The organism is Marinobacter sp. V032, from assembly GCF_052645435.1.
On sequence record NZ_JBQXYE010000001.1, the window covers coordinates 411499 to 433223 of the forward strand.

Genomic DNA, 21725 nt, shown 5'->3' on the forward strand with positions numbered 1-21725 from the left:
ACATGGCATTTGACTTGGCCAATGCACAGCGTATTCCGGCCGCCGAGCTGGCGACACCGCGCAACCGCGATAGTTGGACGCACACCCGGGAGGGTGAGGCGCGCGGTTATATTGATGCGGACCAGCTCAAGGAGCTGTGGATCCATACCGGCACCGCCTGCAACCTTGCCTGTCCGTTCTGTCTCGAAGGTTCGCACCCCGGCGATGGCCGTATTCCGGGCATGAAACTGGATGATGTGCGCCCGTTTATTCACGAAGCCATCGACATGGGCGTCGAGCAGTTTTCATTTACTGGCGGCGAGCCCTTTGTGATTCGCGATTTCGTCAACATTCTGGACTACGCCAGCCAGCACCGCCCCTGCTTCGTGCTGACCAATGCCACAGATCCATTACTGAAGCGCACACACCAACTGCTGCCGTTGCGCGACAATGCCTATCCGATTCGTTTTCGGGTCAGTCTTGATTTCCCGGATGCGGCCAAACACGACGTGGATCGCGGCGAAGGAAGTTTTGACAAGGCTCTGGAAGGCATTCGCTGGTTGCACAACAACGGCTTTGCGGTATCCATTGCCCGCCAGATAGAGGATGGCGAAGTGGCGTCTGAGGTCGAAGCCCGTTTCCGCGCGATATTCCGGGAATGGGGCATCCCTGAAGACCTGGCTTTCACTGCATTCCCCGATTTCGGCATTCCCGGCTCTGAAGATGGCAGCCCCGAAATTACCGAAGGCTGCATGGACAAATTCCCCACCAAAGAGAGCCGGGCCCACTTCATGTGCACCTATACCCGCATGCTGGTGAAACGGGACGACAAAGTCCGGGTGTTTGCCTGCACGCTGGTGGACGACGATCCGGATTACGATCTGGGAAGCACGCTGCAGGAAAGCATGGACACCCGCATCATGCTCCGCCATCACCGCTGCTTTTCATGTTATCGCTTCGGAGCCAGCTGCAGCGCGCCGGTTTAAAACTGATGTTATTGACCACTTACAGGGACGTCATCACTCATGTCTTTCGCTGAAGCCAGCTTATTCTGGGGATTTCTGGTGGTGTACGGCATCATCATGTATGCCCTCTCGCCACGCAGCCGCAATGCAGCCTCGTTCTACAAAGGTGCGGATGACAGCGGCAAGCCCGTGAGTCAGTGGTCACTCACTGCCAGCATATTCATCAGCTGGATTTTCGCCAAGTCAGTCACCAATGCCGCGAACCTTGGCGCCGCCTATGGCGTCACCGGAGGGCTGGCATACGCGACTTACTGGCTATCCATTCCGGTTGCGGGCTACATCATTTACCTGATCCGCACCCAGACCGGCGCCCGCAGTCTTCAAGAGTTTCTGACATCGCGCTTTGGCCGACTCGCCGCGGTCAGCTTCGCCGCCGCCATTCTGATCCGTCTTTATAACGAAGTATGGAGCAATACCGCGGTGGTGGGCGGCTACTTCGGCCTGCCGGGTGAGTGGCAGTACTACACCGCCGCGCTGCTGTTTACGGCCTTCACACTGGCATACAGCCTCAAAGGCGGGCTTCGGAGTTCGATCTTCACCGATGTTATTCAGGCTGTGGTTTTTGTGTTCTTTGTGGCTGCGGTGCTGTTCCTGATTGTGCCTGCCAACGATACCAGCGCATTACTCAGTGCCGGCGAATTCAAGCTGAACGCCGGCGCCGATCTCCTGCTTGTCGCAGGTCTGCAGATTTTCAGCTACCCGTTCCACGATCCGGTGCTGACCGACCGGGGCTTTGTGAACAAGGAAAAAACTATGCTGAAAAGCTTCGTAGTCGCCGGTTTACTGGGCTTCATAGCGGTCTTCATCTTCAGCCTCGTAGGTGTGCACGCCCAGCTCAACGGCATCGAAGCCAACGGCAATGCACCGGCTGCCGTGGGACAGGCGCTGGGTATGACCGCACTCTTCTTTATGAGCGTGGTGATGATGACGTCCGCCGGCTCAACTCTGGACTCCACCTTCACCTCACTGTCGAAATCGATTGCGGTCGATCTGCCCCAACTGGTCCGCAGCGTTGCGGACAAACTGCCCAGCATGCGTGTAGGCGCCGTGGTAATGGTTGCGTTCGCGATACTCGGCAACCTGCCGATGTTTGCCGGCACTGACATCCTCAAAGCCACTACCGTGTCCGGCACCATGGTCATGGGGCTGGCGCCGGTGTTCCTGTTTTACGGTTTCACCCGCTGGTCGCCCTGGAGCTTCCACCTCAGCTTCTGGAGCGGCATCGTGCTCGGGTTGATGCTGGCCATGGGGTTAATTCCTGTCAGCTGGTCAATCGGAGAAGGCCATTACGCCGCACTGCTGGGAGTGAATGCCTGGGGGATACTGATCTGCACGACCGGCTTCTTTTTACCGCTGGTGCTGCAACGTCTGAGTGGCCGCCACACCGTTTCCACCAACGCATGAGCGAGCAACCGGGGCGCAGCTGCCCAATCCATTATCGTTATCAGCCCGAGCGATTGTGCCGTGATCCGGAGCCGGTAAAAGCCGACGTGCTTTACGTGATTGGCGGGCTATACGGCAACCCGCTGGCACTCGATGCCATTGACGCCATGGCGGCGTCCGAACAGGCCCTCGGCCGGCGAGTGAAACTGCTGTTTAACGGCGACTTCAACTGGTTTAATGCCGACGAAGACGCTTTCGTCGACGTTAACAACCGTGTGCTTGCGCACGACATTATTCAGGGCAATGTCGAATACGAACTTGCCAACCCCAGTCCGGATGCCGGTTGCGGCTGCGCCTACCCGGACTTTGTCGATAATGGCACCGTCGAACGCTCGAACCGGATCATTGCGCGCCTGCAAGCCATCGCCTCGCGGCACCCCGACATTCAGGCATCACTCAGGGCAGCACCACGCTGGCGCTGCCTCTCGTTTAGCGGTGAAACCCTGCTGATTCTCCACGGGGATCCCGAATCCCTCGCAGGCTGGGGCCTGGCCAGCGAAAACCTGTCCCGCCCGAGTCACCAGCATCAGCTGCATCAATGGTTTGCCCAAACCGGTGCAACTCTGATGGCGTGCACCCACACATGCCTGCCCGCCTTGTGGCAGCGTCATGACACCTTACTGTCACAGACCATCATCAATAATGGTTCGGCAGGCATGGGCAATCTGCATGCCGATCCCCGGGGGCTGATCACCCGCGTTTCCACTATCCCTGCGGGCACCGCACTCGCATCCGCCCGCCAGGGGGACCTTGAGGTATCGCTGGTGCCGGTCGCGTTTGACGCCCAGGCCTGGGTTGCACGCTTTGACCAGTGCTGGCCGACAGGCAGTGATGCCGCCATTTCTTACCGGCAAAGAATCCTGAAGGGGACTAAACTTACGGTTGCGGATATTCGTCTGTAAGACATGAGCGAAAACGGCGAGAAGAGGGGCCGCTTAAAGCCGCTGAATACCGACCAGGCGAAGGTTTCAACGCCCTTGCAGGGGCGCAAACTGGTTGCGCAAACGGCCTGTAGCAACCAACGCCATTTGATTTTTATTTCGTGGTCTATATAATTACAACCCTAAAGATTGAAGCCGGCATAACTTAATTCGCTAATTTTCAACGAGTTATGTTTGGGCAAGACCTTCAATCCAGCGGCTCCGCATTAGTAGACGCCGCGTAATTGAATTTAACTCTAAATGACTGAGTGACCAAGACCGCTATGACAAACGAAGGATCAAATACCACCGCCATCACCCTTCGCACACCGTGCAAGGATGATGGCTTCCGGCTTTACCAGTTGGTAGAACAGTGCCCACCACTGGATCCCAACTCGATCTACTGCAACTTGCTGCAATGCAGCCACTTCGCCGAAACCGGTGTTGCCGCTGAAAAGAACGGTGACTTGGTCGGCTTTATCTCCGGTTATATTCCCCCGCAGCAACCCGAGACGGTTTTCGTCTGGCAGGTTGCCGTCCACGAAAACGGACGAGGCCAAGGCCTTGCAAAACGAATGCTCAAAGCCATCGTGGCCCGTGATGTGTGTCAGAACGTCACACACATGGAAACGACGATTACTGAAGATAACGAGGCGTCCTGGGCATTGTTTCGCTCGTTTGCCCGTGATCTCGGCGCCGAGCTGACCTATTCCGAGCATTTCGAGAAAGGTACCCACTTCGGTGGCAACCACGACTCGGAATTCCTGCTCCGGATAGGCCCCTTCACGAAGCCAGTCAACGGCTAGAGATTTCGCGACTACACAAAGTCCGTAAACCCTGACCCGACTGGCACTATCACTGGCAGCCGCCGCCTGAATGCGACCGAATCCGTTCACTGGCACTGCCTTAACCTCGAACCTGACATGCTAAGAGGCAAGACAATGGAAATTTTCAAGTCGACCGAATCAGAAGTACGTGTTTATTCACGAGCGTTCCCCGTGATCTTCAACCGCGCGAAAAACGCGCACCTTTACGCTGAAGATGGCAAGGCGTACCTCGACTTTCTGGCGGGTGCAGGCTCGCTGAACTACGGTCACAACAACGACATCCTGAAAAAGGCACTGCTTGAGTACATCGAAAACGACGGTGTCAGCCAGGGTCTCGACATGTACACCACAGCCAAGCATGACTTCATGGAAGCCTACAAGAAGTACATTCTTGAGCCTCGTGATCTGGACTACAAAATGCAGTTCACCGGCCCTACCGGTACCAACTGTGTTGAAGCGGCCATGAAGTTGGCACGCAAGGTTAAAGGTCGTGACAGCATTATTTCGTTCACTAATGGTTTCCACGGTGTATCGCTGGGTGCGGTCGCCGCTACCGGTAACAAGCACCACCGCGGTGGTGCCGGCGTCGCACTGGGCAGCGTCAGCTTCATGCCGTACGACGGTTATCTGGGCGATGATGTCGACACCATCGAAATGATGGACAAGATGCTGACTGACAACTCATCAGGCATCGATCTGCCAGCGGCTGTCATCGTTGAGGCGGTGCAGGGCGAAGGTGGTCTTAACGCGGCCCGTGCCGAATGGCTCCAGAAGCTGTCCAAGCTGTGCAAGAAGCACGACATTTTGCTGATTGTTGATGACATCCAGGCAGGTAATGGCCGCACCGGCCAGTTCTTCAGCTTTGAAGAGGCCGGCATCAAGCCTGATATCGTCACCGTATCCAAGTCACTGAGTGGCTATGGTCTGCCGATGGCACTGGTACTGTTCAAGCGCGAGTTGGACGTGTGGACATCAGGTGAGCACAACGGCACCTTCCGGGGTAACAACATGGCCTTCGCTACCGCCAGGGCCGCGCTGGAGACCTACTGGAAAGACAACAGCTTCGCCGATGAAGTGAAGAAGAAGGCCGGTATCCTGAATGCAGGCCTGAAAGCGGTCAGCGACCAGTTCAAGGGCCAGTTCAAGCTCAAGGGCCGTGGCATGATGCAGGGCATCGCCTGTCGTGATGGCGATCTGGCGGGCAAGATTTGTGCTCGCGCCTTTGAGAAGGGCCTGATCATTGAAACAGCCGGGCCTGACGATGAAGTCGTCAAATGCCTGATGCCGCTGACCATCAGCGATGAAGATCTCCAACAAGGTCTGGACTTGCTCAAGCAAAGTGTTGAAGAGATCATGAAAGAAGACATGAGCCAGGCATCCTGAGGCAGTTGCAGGATGGGGAGAGCCAGCCAACGGCCGGGACGCCAGGTGGCGCAAGCGGCTCTCCCGCTCAGAATACTCCCGGCGCCCATTCAAGCGACCGAAGACCAGGATCATGACTAGCCAAGACCATACAGTAGAGAAAATTGGCGGTACGTCCATGAGCGACTTTACCGCCGTTCGTGACAATATCGTTGTTGGCGATCGCAGCGCCGACAAACTGTACCAACGCATTTTTGTGGTATCCGCCTATAGCGGCGTAACGGACGAGTTGCTGGAGCACAAGAAAACCGGCGAGCCCGGCGTTTACGCCCTGTTTGCAGATGCCGAGTCAGATTGGGCCTGGGGGGACGACCTCACCAAACTGACCCAGTTCCTGATCGACATCAACAAGCAGTTGTTTGATGACCCGATGCTCAAACAGCAGGCCGACCAGTTCATTATGGACCGCGTGGAAGGCGTCCGTGGCTGCCTGATCGACCTGCAGCGTCTGTGCTCCTACGGTCAGTTCCAGCTCGAAGAACACCTGCTGACAGTGCGTGAGATGCTCGCCGGTATCGGTGAAGCACACAGTGCATTCAACACCACGCTCAAACTGCAGGCTGAAGGCATCAACGCCCGCTTCGTCGATCTGACCGGGTGGCGCGATAACGAGTTACTGCCGCTGGATGCCAAACTGAAGCAGGCGTTTGACAGCATTGACCTAACCCGGGAAATGCCGATCTGTACCGGCTATGCCCAGTGTGAGGAAGGGCTGATGCGCACCTTCGATCGCGGCTACAGTGAAATGACCTTCAGCCGTGTGGCGGTTATTACCGAAGCCCGTGAAGCGATTATTCACAAGGAATACCACCTGAGTTCGGCTGACCCCAAGATCGTCGGTGAAGATAAAGTGGTACCGATGGGTCGGACCAACTATGACGTCGCTGACCAGCTTGCCAACCTGGGTATGGAAGCAATCCACCCACGGGCGGCAAAGGGGCTGCGCCAGAATGATATCCCGCTGCGGGTCAAGAACACTTTCGAGCCGGAACATACCGGTACGCTCATCACCCGCGACTATGTGAGCGAGAAGCCACAGGTGGAAATCATCGCCGGTCGCAAGGGTGTATTTGCCATCGAAGTGTTTGATCAGGACATGCAGGGTGACCCGGGTTCCGATCGCCGGATTCTCGATGTACTGGCACGGTTCAAGATCCGCTGCATCAGCAAGGACACCAACGCCAACACCATCACCCATTATGCGGACAGCACACTGAAGCACGTGAAGCGTGTGGTCCGGGCACTGAAGGAAGAGTTCCCGAACGCAGAAATCTCTACCCGTAAAGTGGCGCTGGTGTCTGCTATCGGCAGTGACATGCAGGTTCCGGGCATTCTGGCCAAGACTGTGACGTCACTGGCTGAAGAAGAGATCAGCGTGCTGGCTCTGCACCAGTGTATGCGCCAGGTGGATATGCAGTTCGTGATTGATGAAGATCATTACGAAAAAGCGATCGCCAAGCTGCACGCCACACTGATCGAGCCACATAACCACGAATACGCCATCGTTGCCGCCTGATCCGGGCAACGTCAGCGTACCCCCGGCAACCCCGGGGATAACGAGTTGTCGAAGCCGGAACCGGTCGCTCGGGCTTCGATAATGGAGGACGTCTTGCCTCCCTGATCGGGCCGCCTGAACTGCGAAATTCAGGCGGTACCCGATCAACCTTCCCTTCTGGCCTCCCCTTTATACTTCACACGTCAGGCCAAATTGATCTGCACTCGTCCCCGAGTATTAACGTAAGCCGAGCGCTATCGCGACTGTCACCAGACAAACGCAGGCAACAACCGTCAACACCAGCCGCAGCTTGCGGTACCAGTCCGGCCAGTAAATCCGCATCCAGCGCGCATCCACAATATACAGTGCGATATAGGCCAGCGGATAAACCACCATCTGACCTGCCAACGGCAGTAGCAGTGACAAGCCGGCCGTTACGAAAAACAGTTGGCTGATGATCAGGGTGACAACAGGCGACAACGGAAAGCAGCGATCTTCAAGTTGCAGCGCAATCGGCCAGTACACACCGGCCATAAACGCCAGAACGCCGGCGCTGTAGGTATAAAAAAGCTCGATACAGAGCGCCTCGGCCTCCGGAAAAAGCAGCACGCTGAGTGCGCCGAGGATGAATGGAATCAGTCCTGCAAGACCAATCGCAGTGGCAAGTCGGGCGACGGCAATCATCGCCGTGGCCCCTGAACCGGGATACGCATAGGTTCGGGCTGCTCTTCTCCAAGCCCCACCATTTCGTGATACGCCGATGCGTGAACAACATCGGTCCGCAGTACCCTGAGCTCTTCCAGCGCACTCTGAGCCTGCCAGGCGCTTTTAAACAACACGGTGTTACCACTCTTATCCGATAGCACCCGCAACGTGCCCTCATGGTCGTCCGGCGGCGTCTCAAAATGCAGACGCGCAATATAGAACTGACCTTCCAGCGAGAGTAACTCGAGTAGTGCGATGCGGGGATTCTCCAGCGATTGCAGCTCGTCAAGCGTCATACGCATGATTGAGCCCTCCAATTAAATAACCGGGAGGACTTACGACTGCCAATGCTTAAAAGATCAGAAAAGAATCAGCGAACAGGAAAATCCAGACCTTCCGCCATCCGGGCGCAGGGCTCGCGCACCGGACATCCATCAAGGTGGTCATTCACCATGCCGACGGCCTGCATGAAGGCGTAAACGATGGTCGGCCCGACAAAGTTGAACCCGCGCTTCTTGAGGGCTTTCGAAAGGGCCTCGGCCTCCGGAGTATAGACCGGCACATCCGCCATCGACGGCCAGGCATTTTGTGCAGGACGGTGACCCACAAAGCCCCACAGGAACTCTGAAAAGGATTCATCCTGCTCCCTGAATGCCAGAAAACCACGGGCATTGCGAATAATGGACTCCACTTTCAGCCGGTTACGGATGATGCCCGGATTCTGCAGCAGACTCTCGATACGCGCCTGGTCGTAACGCACAATTTTCTCAGCATCGAAGCCGTCAAAAGCCGCCTCGTAGCTGGCCTGCTTCCTGAGAATCGTAATCCAGCTCAGCCCCGCCTGCTGACCATCAAGACACAGCTTTTCAAACAGCGTCTGATCATCGGACACCGGGCGCCCCCAGACATGATCGTGATAGTCCACATATAAGGGATCTGTGCCACACCAACCGCAACGCTCGCCATCAACCGTCATTCCATTGCTCCTTCCGACACATCGTCACTAATGTAGAGACCGCTCAGGGCTGCAAGCGCTGGATCCGCCACCGATCACCTTCGCGCACATATTCAAAGCGATCATGCAGCCGGCTGGGACGCCCCTGCCAGAACTCAATGCGCTCGGGTACAACCCGATACCCGCCCCAGAACGAAGGCAAGGGGACGTCACCGTCGCTGAATCGCTGCTTGATCTCCGCCACTTTCTGCTCCAGTAACCCTCGCGAAGTAATGACCTGACTCTGGTCTGACACCCAGGCGCCAATCTGGCTACCCCGCGGCCGGGATGCAAAGTACCGCAGCGACTCTGCCTTGCTGACTTTCTCCACCTTGCCCTGAACAATGACCTGCCGGTTCAGGGCAATCCAGGGAAAAAGCATGGCCGCCTGCGGATTGCCATCAAGTTCATTGGCCTTGCGGCTGCCGTAATTGGTAAAGAAGACGAAGCCATTGTCATCAAAATACTTCAGCAATACCGTTCGTAATCCGGGCATCCCATCAGCCTGAGCTGTGCCCAATGACAGGGCATTCGGCTCCAGTACGCCGGCTTCACGGGCATGATTGAACCAGATTTCAAACTGCTTCACCGGATTGTCATCGAGGGCGTCACGGTCCAGACCGTCGCTCTCGAAATCCCGGCGCATATCACTGATATCCATCTATTTTCCTCACGTTAGCCGATATCCGAATGGTGCTGACCCGACTCATGATCAGACCTGACCAGGCGGCAATCACCCAATAGTAACAGCAGACTGGCACAGCCATTGCGTTGCTCTCAACAACCTTTTGCAGGTATCACCCGAAACCCACGACTGTTTACGACAGATCGGGACATCAGGCTCAACTGTTCTGATTAGTTAAACGACATATTTATTGTCAATCTGCGAAGCGCTTTGTTAGCGTGAAACAGGTGATCGCGCCCGACTTGCGCAGACAAGCGCCTCACAGCTGTAAATGTTGACTACACTCAAAGAAAACAAGATTCAGGCTAGCGCCGCCAGGATTCCCCAGGAATGAAGCCAAAAGTCGTTGTAAAAAACCTCTTCAAAGTCTTCGGCAATAACCCGGAAGAGGCCATGCAACTGTTAGATCAGGGCATAGGCAAGGCAGAAATTTTCGAGCGTACCGGCAAAACCATTGGCGTTCTGGACGCCTCTTTTGAAATCTACGAAGGCGAGATTTTCGTGATTATGGGGCTGTCCGGTTCCGGCAAATCCACCATGGTGCGGCTACTGAACCGACTGATCGAGCCCACCTCCGGCGAAGTCTGGGTCGGCGACCAGAATATCTCGGCGCTGTCGCGTAAAGAGCTCAACCAGCTGCGTCGCACCCGCATGAGCATGGTCTTCCAGTCGTTTGCGCTCATGCCCCATATGAATGTGATCGACAACGCCGCCTTTGGCCTTGAGCTGTCGAACATTCCCCGCGAAGAACGGCACAAACGAGCGCTGAGCGCACTGGCACAAGTCGGTCTGGAAGCCAACGCACACAGCTACCCTGACGAATTGTCTGGTGGTATGAAGCAGCGCGTCGGCCTGGCACGGGCACTGGCGAACGATCCTGAAATCATGCTGATGGATGAAGCCTTTTCAGCACTCGACCCGCTGATTCGCACCGAGATGCAGGATGAGCTGGTTAAGCTGCAGCGAGATTCCCGGCGCACGGTGGTGTTTATCTCCCACGATCTGGACGAAGCCATGCGCATTGGCGACCGTATCGCCATTATGGAAGGCGGCCGGGTGGTGCAGGTTGGCACCCCTGACGAGATTCTCAAGAATCCGGCTGATGATTATGTGCGCTCATTCTTCCGCGGCGTCAATGTGTCGAGCGTGCTCACAGCAGCCGATATTGCCCGCCGTAAACAGGTAACCGTCATCGAACGGGAAGGTGCCGGCGTGACCGCGGCTCTGGAGCGACTGCGCCAGAACGAACGGGATTTCGGTTACGTCGTCAGCCCGGACCAGACCTATCACGGCACAGTATCCATGGACTCGCTCCTGCAGACCGAACGTGAAGGCGGTCGTGTCAGCGATGCCTTGTTGCCCGATGTCACACCGCTCAATGGACGCGATTCGCTGACGGACATCATGGGCGCAGTCGCCACGGCCCCTTGCGGTCTGGCGGTTGTCGATGACGCAGGCTATTACCTGGGTGTGATTTCACGAGGCGTGCTGTTGCAGGCGCTCGACCGGGACGGAGACTGATCATGGCTGAAGAAAACAATCCGCAAACCGGCGACAACGCCACAACCGGTGACACCGCTTCAAACCCCTGGGCTGATGCCTCCGCGCAGCAGGGCAGTGGCGGCACCGCGAGCGACCCATGGGGCAGCGCCGGTCCGACACCCGACGCTGGCACCAACACCGGCGCTGAGAGCTGGCTCGACAATTCTGACGCCGTAGCCACAGTTCAAAACACTGTCTTGGAACCATTCAACACGGAGTGGTTCGATGTCCAAACGGGTGTCGAACACGGCATTGACTGGATCGTCGACAATTTCCGGGTCTTTTTCCAACTGATCAAACAGCCGGTGGACTTTGCTCTGGGCGTTTTTGACGCCACTCTGCAAAGCGTATCACCGATCATCATGATTGCGCTTTTCGGGTTGCTGGCATGGCAGCTTGCCGGTCGGCGACTCGGCATTGCAGCCGTCATCGGCATGACCGCGATGGGGGCAATCGGTGCCTGGAACGAGGCAATGACAACCCTGTCGCTGGTTATCACCTCGGTCATGTTCTGCATGGTGATTGGTATTCCTACCGGCATCTGGATGGCCAAGAGTGACGGCATTGCCCGGGTGGTCAGACCTCTGCTGGATGCCATGCAGACCACACCGGCGTTCGTCTATCTGGTACCGATTGTCATGCTGTTCGGCATCGGCAATGTACCGGGGGTCATCGTGACCATTATTTTTGCGGTAGCACCGGTTATCCGCCTGACCAACTTGGGCATTCGACAGGTGCCATCGGATCTTGTTGAAGCCTCTCGCTCATTTGGGGCCAGCCCGCAGCAGTTGCTTTTCAAGGTGCAGCTGCCGCTGGCAATGCCTACCATCATGGCCGGCGTTAACCAGACGTTGATGCTCGCCCTGTCGATGGTGGTGATCGCTTCCATGATTGCCGTACCCGGATTGGGCCTGATGGTGCTCCGTGGTATCGGCAGGCTCGATATCGGCCTCGCCACGGTGGGCGGTATCGGCATCGTTATTCTGGCCATCATCCTGGATCGCATGACCCAGGCTTTGGGCCGGGACTCAAGGGAAAGAGGAACCCGTCACTGGTACCAATCCGGCCCGGTCGGATTAGTTTATGGGCTGGTGAGCAAGAACAGGGACGCGTGACCTAAATAACTCGACATAAAAAAGAGGAAGAATTGCATGACGATGAAAAAAACACTGACCGGCATTGTGCTGGCGAGCGGCGTCGCCTTTGGCGCCCAGGCCCAGGACATGCCCGGCGAGGGCGTCAGCGTCCAGGCGATTCAGAGCCCGATTGCGGAAGAAACCTTCCAGACCATGCTGGTGAACCAGGCCCTGACGGACCTTGGTTATGACGTACAGCCCATCCAGGAAGTGGATTACAGCGCCGGCTACACCTCAATCGCCAACGGCGATGCGACCTATATGGCCGTCAACTGGTATCCGCTGCACAACAACATGTACAAGAACGCCGGGGGTGACGACAAGTTTTACCGCAAGGGCAACTACATCAACGGTGCTGCCCAGGGTTACCTGATCGACAAGAAAACCGCCGAAAAATACGACATCGACAACATCGAAGACTTCAAGGATCCGGAAATCGCCAAGATCTTCGATACTGATGGTGACGGCAAAGCCGATCTAACCGGCTGCCAGGCAGGCTGGGGCTGCGAAGGCGTGATCGAGCACCAGCTTGATGCATTTGAGCTGCGCGACTCGATTACCCACAAGCAAGGCCAGTACGCGGCCATCATCTCGGATACCATTACCCGCTACGAGAACGGCGATTCGATCTTTTACTACACCTGGACGCCGTATTGGGTATCGGGAATCCTGGTGCCGGGTAAAGATGTGATCTGGCTGGAAGTGCCGTTCTCGTCCAACCCCAATGGCGCCGATACCAAGCTGCCTAACGGCAAGAACTATGGGTTCGAAATCAACAGTGAGCGGATTGTTGCCAACAAGGCATTTGCCAAAGCCAATCCGGCGGCAGCCAAGCTGTTTGAGGTCATGGAGCTCTCGGTTAACGACGTGAGCGCCCAGAACATGAAGATCCGTGACGGCGAAGATTCGCAGGAACAGATCATGGCCCACACCCAGTCATGGATCAAAAGTCACCGCGAGACTTATGACAACTGGCTGAAAGCTGCACGTGACGCAGCAGAGTAATCCCAATGGCCGGGCACCCGAATATCGGCGCCCGGCCCATCCCGCATTGCGCACCCTGATCACGACACTGCGGTGACACAGACCCACCTGTCAGACTATCCTTAACAATGTATTGCAAAACGACTGTGCTCAGCCATGCAGTGCCGTGAATCCGCTCGGACACCCGTCTGTTAAAAACGCGAATCCTGCGATCATTGCCGGCTATCCTTACTGCACGATGCTGACAAGGAGTGTTCCGTGGCCAACCCCCATACACGCAAGCCTTTGTATACCATGCTGACCTTCTGGCTCGCGCTGGTGTTCACGCTATTATTTGTACTCTACGTCATCGTCGGATTTGTTGGCGTTCCCTGGTGGCTTGAACGGAACCTGCCCCCCATGCTCAAAGAGAATATGGGCTGGGAGACCACCATCGACAATATCGATTTCAATCCCTTTCTGCTCACGCTGGATGTGACCGGCTTTAAAGCCAAAGATGACACCGGCACAGACGTGGTCACTCTCGAGAAGCTGCACACTGACGTCGCCTACTTCAAGTTGTTCACCGGTACTGTCGGCTTTGAAAATATCACGCTGGTCCGGCCCTTCACCCGTATCGACCTGCTGCAGGATTACGGCATCAACCTGGCCAAGGACTGGAACAGCCGTCACTCGGATGACACGCCGGAAGATGCCCCGAACGATACCGCTGACGACTCGCCACTTCGTGTCTATTTCGATGAAATTGCGCTACAGGAAGGCCACATCCGGTTCCGGGATTTCAGTACTGACAAAAATCAGACCTTCGATATTCAGCCCCTCAACCTGGACCTGAACGACCTCGCTACTTTCAATGATGGCAGCGAAGACAGCGACTACCAGTTGTCGGCCGCGATCGACAAGCAACAGATAAAGTGGGAAGGCTCGATGGCATTGCGTCCGTTCCGCTCGAACGGCAGCGTTGAATTGACCGATATTACCTATTCCACGCTCTGGCATTTCGCCGAACAATACGCCCCCTATGTAGTGGATAACGGCAGCCTGTCCCTGAAAACGGACTACGCCATGCACGGCGGTGAGCAGTTTGATCTCCAGACACGTAACGGCGAACTGAGCATCAAGAACATCAGTGCACGCCTGGCGGACTCGGACACACCTTTCGCCAAACTGGCCTCCCTTGCGGTGAGCGACATCGGTTTCAGCCTGACCGAACGCGCGCTCTCGATCGACAGCATTGCTCTGAGCGGCCTGGACGGCAGTGTCAGTCGTAGCGAGGATGGCACGATCAATTTGATGCAACCCTATGCTCAAAGCGAACAGGAACCCGAAGAACCCGCCGCCGGAGCAGGTGAACCAGAGAGCGACAGCCCCGAATTCCGCTGGAACATCAACAGTATTACCCTGGCCGACAGCAAGCTGAACTGGCAGGACAACAGCCTTGCCACACCAGCCAACCTCAGCGTCAGTGACCTGAATATCGAAATCGGTCAATTAAAGGGCAATCAGGAGGACCCTGTTCCCTACGAACTCAATCTGAAGACCGGCGAACAGGGCACCCTGTCGGTTAAAGGCCAGACCACCCTGTCGCCCTTTACACTTGAAGCGTCACTGGCACTGGACAAAATCGCCCTGGCGCCTTTCGAGCCTTATGTGCAGGACAGCGCGGACCTGAAGCTCAACAACGGCCTGTTAACCGTCAACGGCAAGCTTGATCTGGATGACCAGACTCCGACGCTCACCGGCACCTTCAATGGCTCCGGCCAGATCAATGACCTGGCCCTGTCACGCCCGGGCAGCAACGAGCCGCTGCTGGCCTGGCGCTCAGTAGTCGCCCAGCCCATTGAATACAATCTGGATCCGGCACGCCTTGAAATCGGCCGAATAACAGTGACGGACCCCAAAGGCCATATCGTGCTGTTCAAGGACGGCACGACCAACATCGACCAGATCACAGGTGGCGCAGAATCGGCCGATACCGCCACACCTCAAGCCAACACCACTGAAGCAGCGGCCGACGAGCCAACGACAGATGAACAGCAGCCCGAGTTCATTTTCCGCATTCAGGATATCAACATTGCCAATGGTGATTTCGACTTTGTCGACCGCAGCATCGAACCGGTGTTCAGTACCCGTCTCAGCGCGCTGGAAGGAAATATCGAAGGCTTGAGCAATATCTCGCCCCAGCAAGGCAAGATCAACCTCAAAGGCAAACTGGGCGAGCGGGGCAGCCTGGCCGTGACCGGCTCGATCGGCACGTTGGGCGAGGAGGACACCACCAAACTCAAACTCAATGCCGACAACCTGGCGATGTCTGACCTGTCACCCTACTTCGGTCGCTACGTCGGCTACAGCGTCGATAGCGGCAAGCTGAAACTGGATCTGGATTACGACATCACCGGCAGTCATATCAAGGCCGATAACCGGGTGATCATGGACCAGCTTGCGCTTGGCGAAAGTGTCCAGAGCGAGGAAGCGGTCAATGCTCCGGTTCGTCTGGGGCTGTCGTTGTTGCGTGATGGTGATGGTGTGATCGATATCGATCTGCCGATTGAGGGCGATCTCGATGATCCGGAATTCCGGGTGGGCCGGGTGGTCATGCGCACCTTTGTGAACCTGCTCGCACGGGTCGCCACATCACCATTCAATGTGCTGGGTTCGGTCGCCGAGTTGGCCGGTTTCTCAGGTGAAGAGCTCGGGCAAATGGCATTTGTACCCGGCGAGGCCCGGCTGGCTCCGGGTGAAGAGAAAAAGTTCGAACTGCTGGCCAAAGCCTTGTCCGACCGTTCGCAGCTGCTGTTGAACGTCAGGGGCTCTGTGGCACCGGAACTGGATGAACTCGGCCTCAAAAGTCAGAAACTGTTCAACAAGGTCGGCCTCAGAGACAACGCCAGTATCCGGGAACGGATTACGGCGCTCGAGAGCCAGTACAGCCAGCAACAAGGTCAGGCTGCACTGGACAACCTCAAACAGTCAGCAGGCAAAACCGGCAACGAACGTTTGGACGATGGCACCTGGCTGGAAACCCTGGCTAAAGATATGACCGCCGATGTGTCGCTGCCACCGGAAGCACTCGACCAGCTCGCAAAACAGCGAGGCGCGATGCTACATGACCGGTTGGCGAAGGAGTTCAATATTCCCGACGATCAGCTGTTTATGCTGGCCCCCTCGAGGGATGCCAAAACCGTGACCACCGCCGACAAGATTCAGGTGATAGTGCCCTTTACCATGGACGCCCGCTAGGGGTTTCAAAACACAGGATTTACCCACGATATGGCAACTCCGGTCAGTCATTTCTTCGCGTACATTTCCCGGCTGCGATGGATTCGCCGCTGGGGATTGATGCGTAATGCCATTGAAGAAAATGTTGCCACCCACTCCTGGGAAGTGGCCACCATTGCGCATGCCCTGGCGCTGATCCGCAACCGGGAATTTAACGGGCAGGTGAATGCTGATCGCATAGCAACGGCCGCGCTCTATCACGACGCCACCGAAGTCATCACCGGCGATCTGCCGACGCCGGTCAAGTACCATTCGAACTCTATGCGTGCAGCCTTCAGCACGGTCGAGCACAAAGCCGAAGATGAGCTGCTCGATTTATTGCCATCGGGACTGCGGGGTGATTTCGCGGAGTACATCAAGGAATCGGAATGGCCTGCCGACATCAAAGCCATTATCAAGGCAGCGGACCGGCTGTCTGCCTGGTTCAAATGCCAGGCTGAGATCAACGCAGGCAACACGGAGTTCGAACCGGCCGCAATCAAGATTATGGAGCGACTCCAAACCGATCCGCTGCCGGAGGTCCATTACTTTCTGGAGGTGTTTGCGCCCAGCTACAGCCAGCCTCTGGATCATCTGCTAGGCGACTGACCGGACGCGCTTATTGCCAGGGCCGGTTTAGTCTATCCCGATGATCTTGTGCATCTGCAGCGTCAGCCGCCACTGCGGATGGGCCAGGCAGTAGTCAGTGGCCTTACGGGTGTTGCTCTGTTTAACCGGATCTGCGCTCTGCTCGGGAATAGCCGGCGACGCCATGGGTGACAGGAAAAAATGCTGCGCCTGCATGCCTGTGAAGCGCTCCGGCATTGCCAGTGACTGGGGATATACGAGCTTGAGTTCATCGCAACGCTCAATCACAACCTTCGCATCCGCTTTCGGGCTCACACACAGCCAGTCCAATCCGGCCGGCGCAGGCAAGGTGCCGTTGGTTTCCACCCCCACCTCAAAGCCACGCTGATGGAAGGCCTCAATCAATGGCGTATCCAGTTGCAACAGGGGTTCACCGCCGGTACACACCACATAAGGTTTAACGCGATCGCTTGTTCCGGTATCTGACGGCCATAAGGCCGCGACGTGATCCGCCAGCGCAGCCGCATCTGCAAATTGACCGCCGTTCTGACCATCGGTACCGACAAAATCGGTATCACAGAATGAGCACACAGCATTGGCACGGTCCGCTTCACGACCGTTCCACAGGTTGCATTTGCTGAACCGGCAGAACACAGCTGCGCGCCCTGCCTGAGCGCCTTCGCCCTGAAGTGTGTAGAAGGCTTCTTTTACCCGATACATCAGACCGCCACCTCATAAGGAAGCGGGTCACGCAGGCCATGGCTCGCGAAAGCTTCCAACCGCTCGACACAGGAGCCACAACGGCCACAAGCCGCCTCACGGCCGTTGTAACAGGTCCAGCTCTGGCTGTAGTCCAGATTCATGGCAAGCCCTTCCGCCAATATTTCACCCTTGTCAGACTGCATGTAAGGCGCCTCAATACGCACGGGCTCGTAGTTGGCAACCCGACACACGGCATCCATCTTCTCCACAAACTCGGGCCGGCAATCCGGATAAATCGCGTGGTCACCGCCATGCGCACCGTACCAGACTGCCTGGGCGCCAACCGAAACCGCATAACCTGTGGCCAGAGAGAGCAGGATCATATTCCGGTTCGGCACTACGGTCGCCTTCATGCTTTCTTCTTCGTAGTGGCCTTCCGGTACATCGACACCGTCAGTCAGTGCTGACCCGGACAACAGACTGCCAAGTTGGGTCATATCGACTATCTTGTGTGGAATCGACAACGCACTGCAGACCCGTCGGGCGTAGTCCAGTTCACGCACATGACGCTGGCCATAATCGAACGACAGCGCATGCACCTCATGGCCTGCCGCCCGGGCACGATGTAACAAAGTGAACGAATCCATGCCACCGGAGTAGATGACCACGACTTTCTCGGACATAGCGGGAACCTCGGAATAGAATGATTTTCGATCAGGCGCGCCGATCAATGGATGAATTGTAACAGGCCCTTGTGATGATGGGTTCGCGTCCTGCCTTGATGGCAGTTAAACTCCATGGAGGCAGTCACTGGCGCCGCCTTCCCAACTTACATAATCAGAATAAGCAGTATGAGCGTTCCCGAAACACCTGCATTTATAGACTTTGAAGCCTCCAGCCTTGATCTGATAGCCAGCTATCCGATCGAAGTGGGTGTGTGTATGCCTGACGGGTCATTGCACAGCTGGCTCATTGCGCCGCATGTGCTCTGGCGGGACTGGTCTGAAAGCGCCGAAGCGATCCACGGGATCAGCCTGGAAACACTCAAACGGGAAGGACGACAGATACAGGACGTCGCACAGGAACTGAACGCACTGATAAAAGGCCCGGTCTACTGTGATGCGTGGACCTTCGATAGTTTCTGGCTACATCGGCTGTTTCGGGGCGCGCGGGTAGAGGCTGCCTTCACACTGGAGTCCGTCTCGTCCATTCTTGGCGCGCATCAGGTGCAGCAATGGCCGGAAGTGCGTCAACAGGTGATTGCGTCACTCGGCCTCCCCGTTCATCGTGCCGCCAATGATGCCCTGATCCTGCAGGAAACCTGGCGCCGGGTCAGTCTAGGCGACGCACATCAGCCCCTCGGCCTGCGAACAGCCCGGCGCTAACGCACTATCAAACTCCCCAGTGGCGCCATTCCCGATCAGCGATCGCGGATGTTCCGGCGCTCGGCAACAACACCGATCAAGTCGCTGGTCGTCGTCAGTGTCCAGAAAGTGGCCACGACCATGAGCGCTGCACCAATCGCAGTAAAGACGATGTCATCGCCAACGATATGGCTTTCTGCCAGGAAAAAATAAACCGCCAGGGCCAGAATCAGTACCGTTTCGACAACGGCATGGTACTTCAGGCGGGCTGTTTGGGTCTTGCTGTGGGTGTCGTGTGACATGGCGTTCTCGATTTTTCTCTCATCGGGCTTAATTGGGGCATCACCGCAGATCCTTCAGACGGTTGGGAATATTCAGTTAGTAAGCGAATTATAATGCCGGACACCACTCCCGGCTGTAAGAAGAAGCCTGTACGAAGAAGCCGATACACCGGCGATCAGGCGAAGAGAGCAGACAGCCGGAGGAGAAACGGAAGGCAAAAAAAAAAGCGCACCCAAAGGATGCGCTATTAAAGGAGAGATTCATCACACCCGCCACAAAGCGGTAAAAAGGATGAATTACACAACGTAAACACGTGACAGGTGCCATTATGCTCATGGGCACTTGCGATATCTGTACGGGATTGCCGCAGACGCCCCAAAAGCGGGTCATCAGAGCCGCGCAGGGGCTTGCAAAGTACAGCAGTCCCGATAGACTGAGCCATATCGGGAGTGATATCAGAGTCACCCCGATCACTACCTTATTCAATTGCCAATAACGGGTTATTACCCGGAGTAACCGGACAGTGACTGCACCTGTATTTGTTGAAAAGACCTGATTCCCGAATCCCCCTCGCCGGGCGATTCGCGGAGCGAATCTTCCGGTGGCAAAAAGCCCGGAAGCGCTCTGATTCCGGGCTTTTTTTATGGCCAGCGTTCAATCTGCCAAGCCATCGTACAGACGTCACAACACACTAACGATCAGCAGTGATCAGAGGTTTCGATACCCATGCGACAGCTCTCAGTTGCTCTACAAAAGCCGACCGCAGGCCCAGAAGCCCTGCATGTGTCGCGTTTTGTCGCCATGCGTGCGATCGCCATTTACTGACGGTTCCCATTCCCCGGGTGCCGTCAGGCAACCGGGCAAAGAGTCTCTCGACTGACCCCGGTTGCACTGACCGGGGTTTTTTATGTCTTTCGGTCACTTTCGCCGGAGCCGGAAAAGGCTTCCGCAGAAAGTGCGAGGAAAGCACAACAGTTGCCATAGGAGAGAGTCATGAGAAAACAAGCGTACCGTCCTGGACCACAAGTAAAAGCACCTTCCCAGGGGCCTCTTCGTCGCCCGGCTAAACTGCCGCTGCTGGATGCTATCTGTAAAAAACTGAACCAGCGCGTGAATATGGAAAGCGAGCAAAGTGTGCTTGGCCTATACGAGCGGGGCTGGATTTTCAAGGGAGTGATTGCCAACCTGGACGATTCAGAGGCGCGTTATGTGCGCGCGCTGGCCACCCGATACAACTCGTGGATCGCACGTCAGGTCGCCTGATCGGAAGCCATCTCGGCGGGCGCAGGGTTCGGGGCCGGAGGTTTCCGGCCCGGCCCTTTGCCATTCTCAAAGCTGAAGTATGCCCCTGAACCTCAGGTTCCGGGGCATGTCGATGCGAAATCAGTGGGGGCGGGTCAGGCCTTTGAGCGTCTCGGCCTCGTCGCTATGAACCATGATGTAATTATTGACCACGTCCTGAATCTTTTCTTTTGAATAGGGCTTGACCACGTAGCCGTTGGCGCCAGCACTGATCGCCCGCTGGATACTGTCGATGGAGTCGTCAGCGGTAACCAGCACAATATGCTGGCTGTCGTTGCTTGTCTTGAACTCCTGCATCAACTCATGGCCATCCATATCGGGCAATCCCAGATCCAGCATGATGATATGGAAACTTTCAGCGGCGAAATGGGCCTTGGCAGCAGTGGCGTTCTCGCACGCAACAACCAGCGTGGCACCGGTCTGATACAGCATATCCTTGAGCAGCTCACGCATGATCGGTTCATCCTCGATAACGAGGACCCGCAGATTTTCCATTTTAAATCCCTCTTGGTTTATCTGTTCGTGATCCATCAACAAAGGTCAACTCCCGGACGTACGACGCGGTATCACCAGTGCTGTCGGCTTTGAAGCCGCCTGGGGATCATGGTTCTCGTCAACGTCCATTGCCTCCGAAGCGCCCCTGGACCGGGACAACATATTACTGATACTGATCGCTGTGGTGTAGAGCGAGATCGAGACAATCAGCAATACGGGTTGTAAAAACGCCACAAAGCCCGGAACGTCGCTACTGCCCACCAGGCTGAGGATCATGATAATGGACGGCCCAAGCACCAGAAACAACGTAAGCGCGATGAAAAAGACGATGCGCTCCTTGTGTGCGCCCAGCTCACGATTGACGACCAGCCCCAATACAAACTTGCCGATAGCCAACCCCCCGAGAATCGCAGCCGCAATGCTCAGGTCCGGACGCAGCAAAACGTCCTCCAGCTCGCCCACCCACAGTCGCTGCATAAAAATAACCAGAAACGGAAACAGCACGAACAATACGTCGGCATAGGTTCCGAACATGGTATTGAGTGATGACTGTTCACTGCTGTGTTTATCACCCATA

The 21725-nt window shown here is 56.3% G+C and carries 22 protein-coding genes; 13 read left to right on the forward strand and 9 right to left on the reverse strand.

Translation table 11 applies throughout. The features are described from left to right. Positions 1-2: 2 nt before the first annotated feature. From ACUN9X_RS01885 to ACUN9X_RS01910, 6 genes are all read left to right on the forward strand, one after another. The gene (locus ACUN9X_RS01885; RefSeq protein WP_445472015.1) at positions 3-965 is read left to right on the forward strand and encodes a radical SAM protein; all 963 of its coding nucleotides are present in this window, start codon (positions 3-5) and stop codon (positions 963-965) included. 39 nt (positions 966-1004) lie between these two features. Further along, positions 1005-2408: a sodium:solute symporter family transporter gene (locus ACUN9X_RS01890; RefSeq protein ID WP_445472016.1), complete on the forward strand. Its 1404-nt coding sequence runs from the start codon at positions 1005-1007 to the stop codon at positions 2406-2408. Next, on the forward strand, positions 2405-3349 hold the full coding sequence (locus ACUN9X_RS01895; RefSeq protein ID WP_445472017.1) for a hypothetical protein: 945 nt from the start codon (positions 2405-2407) through the stop codon (positions 3347-3349). The genes ACUN9X_RS01890 and ACUN9X_RS01895 overlap by 4 nt, the downstream gene beginning before the upstream one ends. A 302-nt stretch (positions 3350-3651) precedes the next feature. Further along, a complete protein-coding gene (ectA, locus tag ACUN9X_RS01900; protein ID WP_260037164.1) occupies positions 3652-4173 on the forward strand; it encodes a diaminobutyrate acetyltransferase in 522 nt (173 codons plus the stop codon). A 135-nt stretch (positions 4174-4308) separates the two neighbouring features. Then, a complete protein-coding gene (gene ectB / locus ACUN9X_RS01905; RefSeq protein ID WP_260037165.1) occupies positions 4309-5577 on the forward strand; it encodes a diaminobutyrate--2-oxoglutarate transaminase in 1269 nt (422 codons plus the stop codon). A gap of 112 nt (positions 5578-5689) precedes the next feature. Continuing rightward, the gene (locus ACUN9X_RS01910; RefSeq protein ID WP_445472018.1) at positions 5690-7132 is read left to right on the forward strand and encodes an aspartate kinase; all 1443 of its coding nucleotides are present in this window, start codon (positions 5690-5692) and stop codon (positions 7130-7132) included. A gap of 216 nt (positions 7133-7348) precedes the next feature. On the opposite strand, the gene ACUN9X_RS01915 is transcribed toward ACUN9X_RS01910, so the two are convergent. From ACUN9X_RS01915 to pdxH, 4 genes are all read right to left on the reverse strand, one after another. Continuing rightward, complete coding sequence (locus ACUN9X_RS01915; RefSeq protein ID WP_260037168.1) at positions 7349-7795, reverse strand: DUF3429 domain-containing protein; 447 nt, start codon at positions 7793-7795, stop codon at positions 7349-7351. Further along, entirely contained in the window at positions 7792-8118 is a 327-nt protein-coding gene (locus ACUN9X_RS01920) for a DUF6482 family protein (protein WP_260037169.1), read from the reverse strand. The genes ACUN9X_RS01915 and ACUN9X_RS01920 overlap by 4 nt, the downstream gene beginning before the upstream one ends. A 68-nt stretch (positions 8119-8186) precedes the next feature. Continuing rightward, positions 8187-8792, reverse strand: coding sequence for a DNA-3-methyladenine glycosylase I (locus ACUN9X_RS01925; protein WP_445472019.1), 606 nt, complete (start codon positions 8790-8792; stop codon positions 8187-8189). A 43-nt stretch (positions 8793-8835) separates the two neighbouring features. Continuing rightward, positions 8836-9471 carry a pyridoxamine 5'-phosphate oxidase gene (gene pdxH, locus ACUN9X_RS01930; RefSeq protein ID WP_445472020.1) on the reverse strand — a complete coding sequence of 212 codons (636 nt, stop codon included), beginning with the start codon at positions 9469-9471 and terminating at the stop codon, positions 8836-8838. Positions 9472-9825: 354 nt separating this feature from the next. On the opposite strand from pdxH, the gene proV reads away from it, so the two are divergent. The 5 genes from proV to yfbR all read left to right on the forward strand — a co-directional run bounded on the left by proV (position 9826) and on the right by yfbR (position 17024). Next, positions 9826-11016 (forward strand): glycine betaine/L-proline ABC transporter ATP-binding protein ProV, encoded by a 1191-nt coding sequence (gene proV / locus ACUN9X_RS01935; protein ID WP_445472021.1) that lies wholly within the window; start codon positions 9826-9828, stop codon positions 11014-11016. 2 nt (positions 11017-11018) lie between these two features. Beyond that, positions 11019-12152 carry a glycine betaine/L-proline ABC transporter permease ProW gene (gene proW / locus ACUN9X_RS01940; RefSeq protein ID WP_445472022.1) on the forward strand — a complete coding sequence of 378 codons (1134 nt, stop codon included), beginning with the start codon at positions 11019-11021 and terminating at the stop codon, positions 12150-12152. Positions 12153-12188: 36 nt separating this feature from the next. Beyond that, positions 12189-13178: a glycine betaine/L-proline ABC transporter substrate-binding protein ProX gene (gene proX, locus ACUN9X_RS01945; RefSeq protein WP_445472023.1), complete on the forward strand. Its 990-nt coding sequence runs from the start codon at positions 12189-12191 to the stop codon at positions 13176-13178. Positions 13179-13415: 237 nt separating this feature from the next. Next, positions 13416-16397, forward strand: a complete 2982-nt coding sequence (locus ACUN9X_RS01950) for a DUF748 domain-containing protein (RefSeq protein WP_445472024.1) — start codon at positions 13416-13418, stop codon at positions 16395-16397. A 30-nt stretch (positions 16398-16427) separates the two neighbouring features. Then, positions 16428-17024 carry a 5'-deoxynucleotidase gene (yfbR, locus tag ACUN9X_RS01955; RefSeq protein WP_445472025.1) on the forward strand — a complete coding sequence of 199 codons (597 nt, stop codon included), beginning with the start codon at positions 16428-16430 and terminating at the stop codon, positions 17022-17024. Between the two features lie 27 nt (positions 17025-17051). On the opposite strand, the gene queE is transcribed toward yfbR, so the two are convergent. Continuing rightward, positions 17052-17723, reverse strand: a complete 672-nt coding sequence (gene queE, locus ACUN9X_RS01960; protein ID WP_445472026.1) for a 7-carboxy-7-deazaguanine synthase — start codon at positions 17721-17723, stop codon at positions 17052-17054. Then, the gene (gene queC / locus ACUN9X_RS01965) at positions 17723-18388 is read right to left on the reverse strand and encodes a 7-cyano-7-deazaguanine synthase QueC (RefSeq protein ID WP_445472027.1); all 666 of its coding nucleotides are present in this window, start codon (positions 18386-18388) and stop codon (positions 17723-17725) included. Before queC ends, queE begins: the two co-directional genes overlap by 1 nt. A gap of 168 nt (positions 18389-18556) precedes the next feature. On the opposite strand from queC, the gene ACUN9X_RS01970 reads away from it, so the two are divergent. Further along, the gene (locus ACUN9X_RS01970; RefSeq protein ID WP_260037185.1) at positions 18557-19090 is read left to right on the forward strand and encodes a 3'-5' exonuclease; all 534 of its coding nucleotides are present in this window, start codon (positions 18557-18559) and stop codon (positions 19088-19090) included. A gap of 35 nt (positions 19091-19125) precedes the next feature. Here the strand turns inward: ACUN9X_RS01970 and ACUN9X_RS01975 are convergent, their stop codons facing one another. Further along, positions 19126-19371 carry a hypothetical protein gene (locus ACUN9X_RS01975; protein WP_445472028.1) on the reverse strand — a complete coding sequence of 82 codons (246 nt, stop codon included), beginning with the start codon at positions 19369-19371 and terminating at the stop codon, positions 19126-19128. Positions 19372-20344: 973 nt separating this feature from the next. Between ACUN9X_RS01975 and ACUN9X_RS01980 the strand changes: the two genes are divergently transcribed. Continuing rightward, entirely contained in the window at positions 20345-20614 is a 270-nt protein-coding gene (locus tag ACUN9X_RS01980) for a hypothetical protein (protein WP_260037189.1), read from the forward strand. 120 nt (positions 20615-20734) lie between these two features. Here ACUN9X_RS01980 and ACUN9X_RS01985 read toward each other — a convergent pair whose 3' ends face one another. Together ACUN9X_RS01985 and ACUN9X_RS01990 are read right to left on the reverse strand one after the other, a co-directional pair. Continuing rightward, positions 20735-21148, reverse strand: a complete 414-nt coding sequence (locus ACUN9X_RS01985) for a response regulator (protein WP_445472029.1) — start codon at positions 21146-21148, stop codon at positions 20735-20737. Between the two features lie 45 nt (positions 21149-21193). Then, entirely contained in the window at positions 21194-21724 is a 531-nt protein-coding gene (locus ACUN9X_RS01990) for a hypothetical protein (RefSeq protein ID WP_260037192.1), read from the reverse strand. Position 21725: the final 1 nt, after the last annotated feature.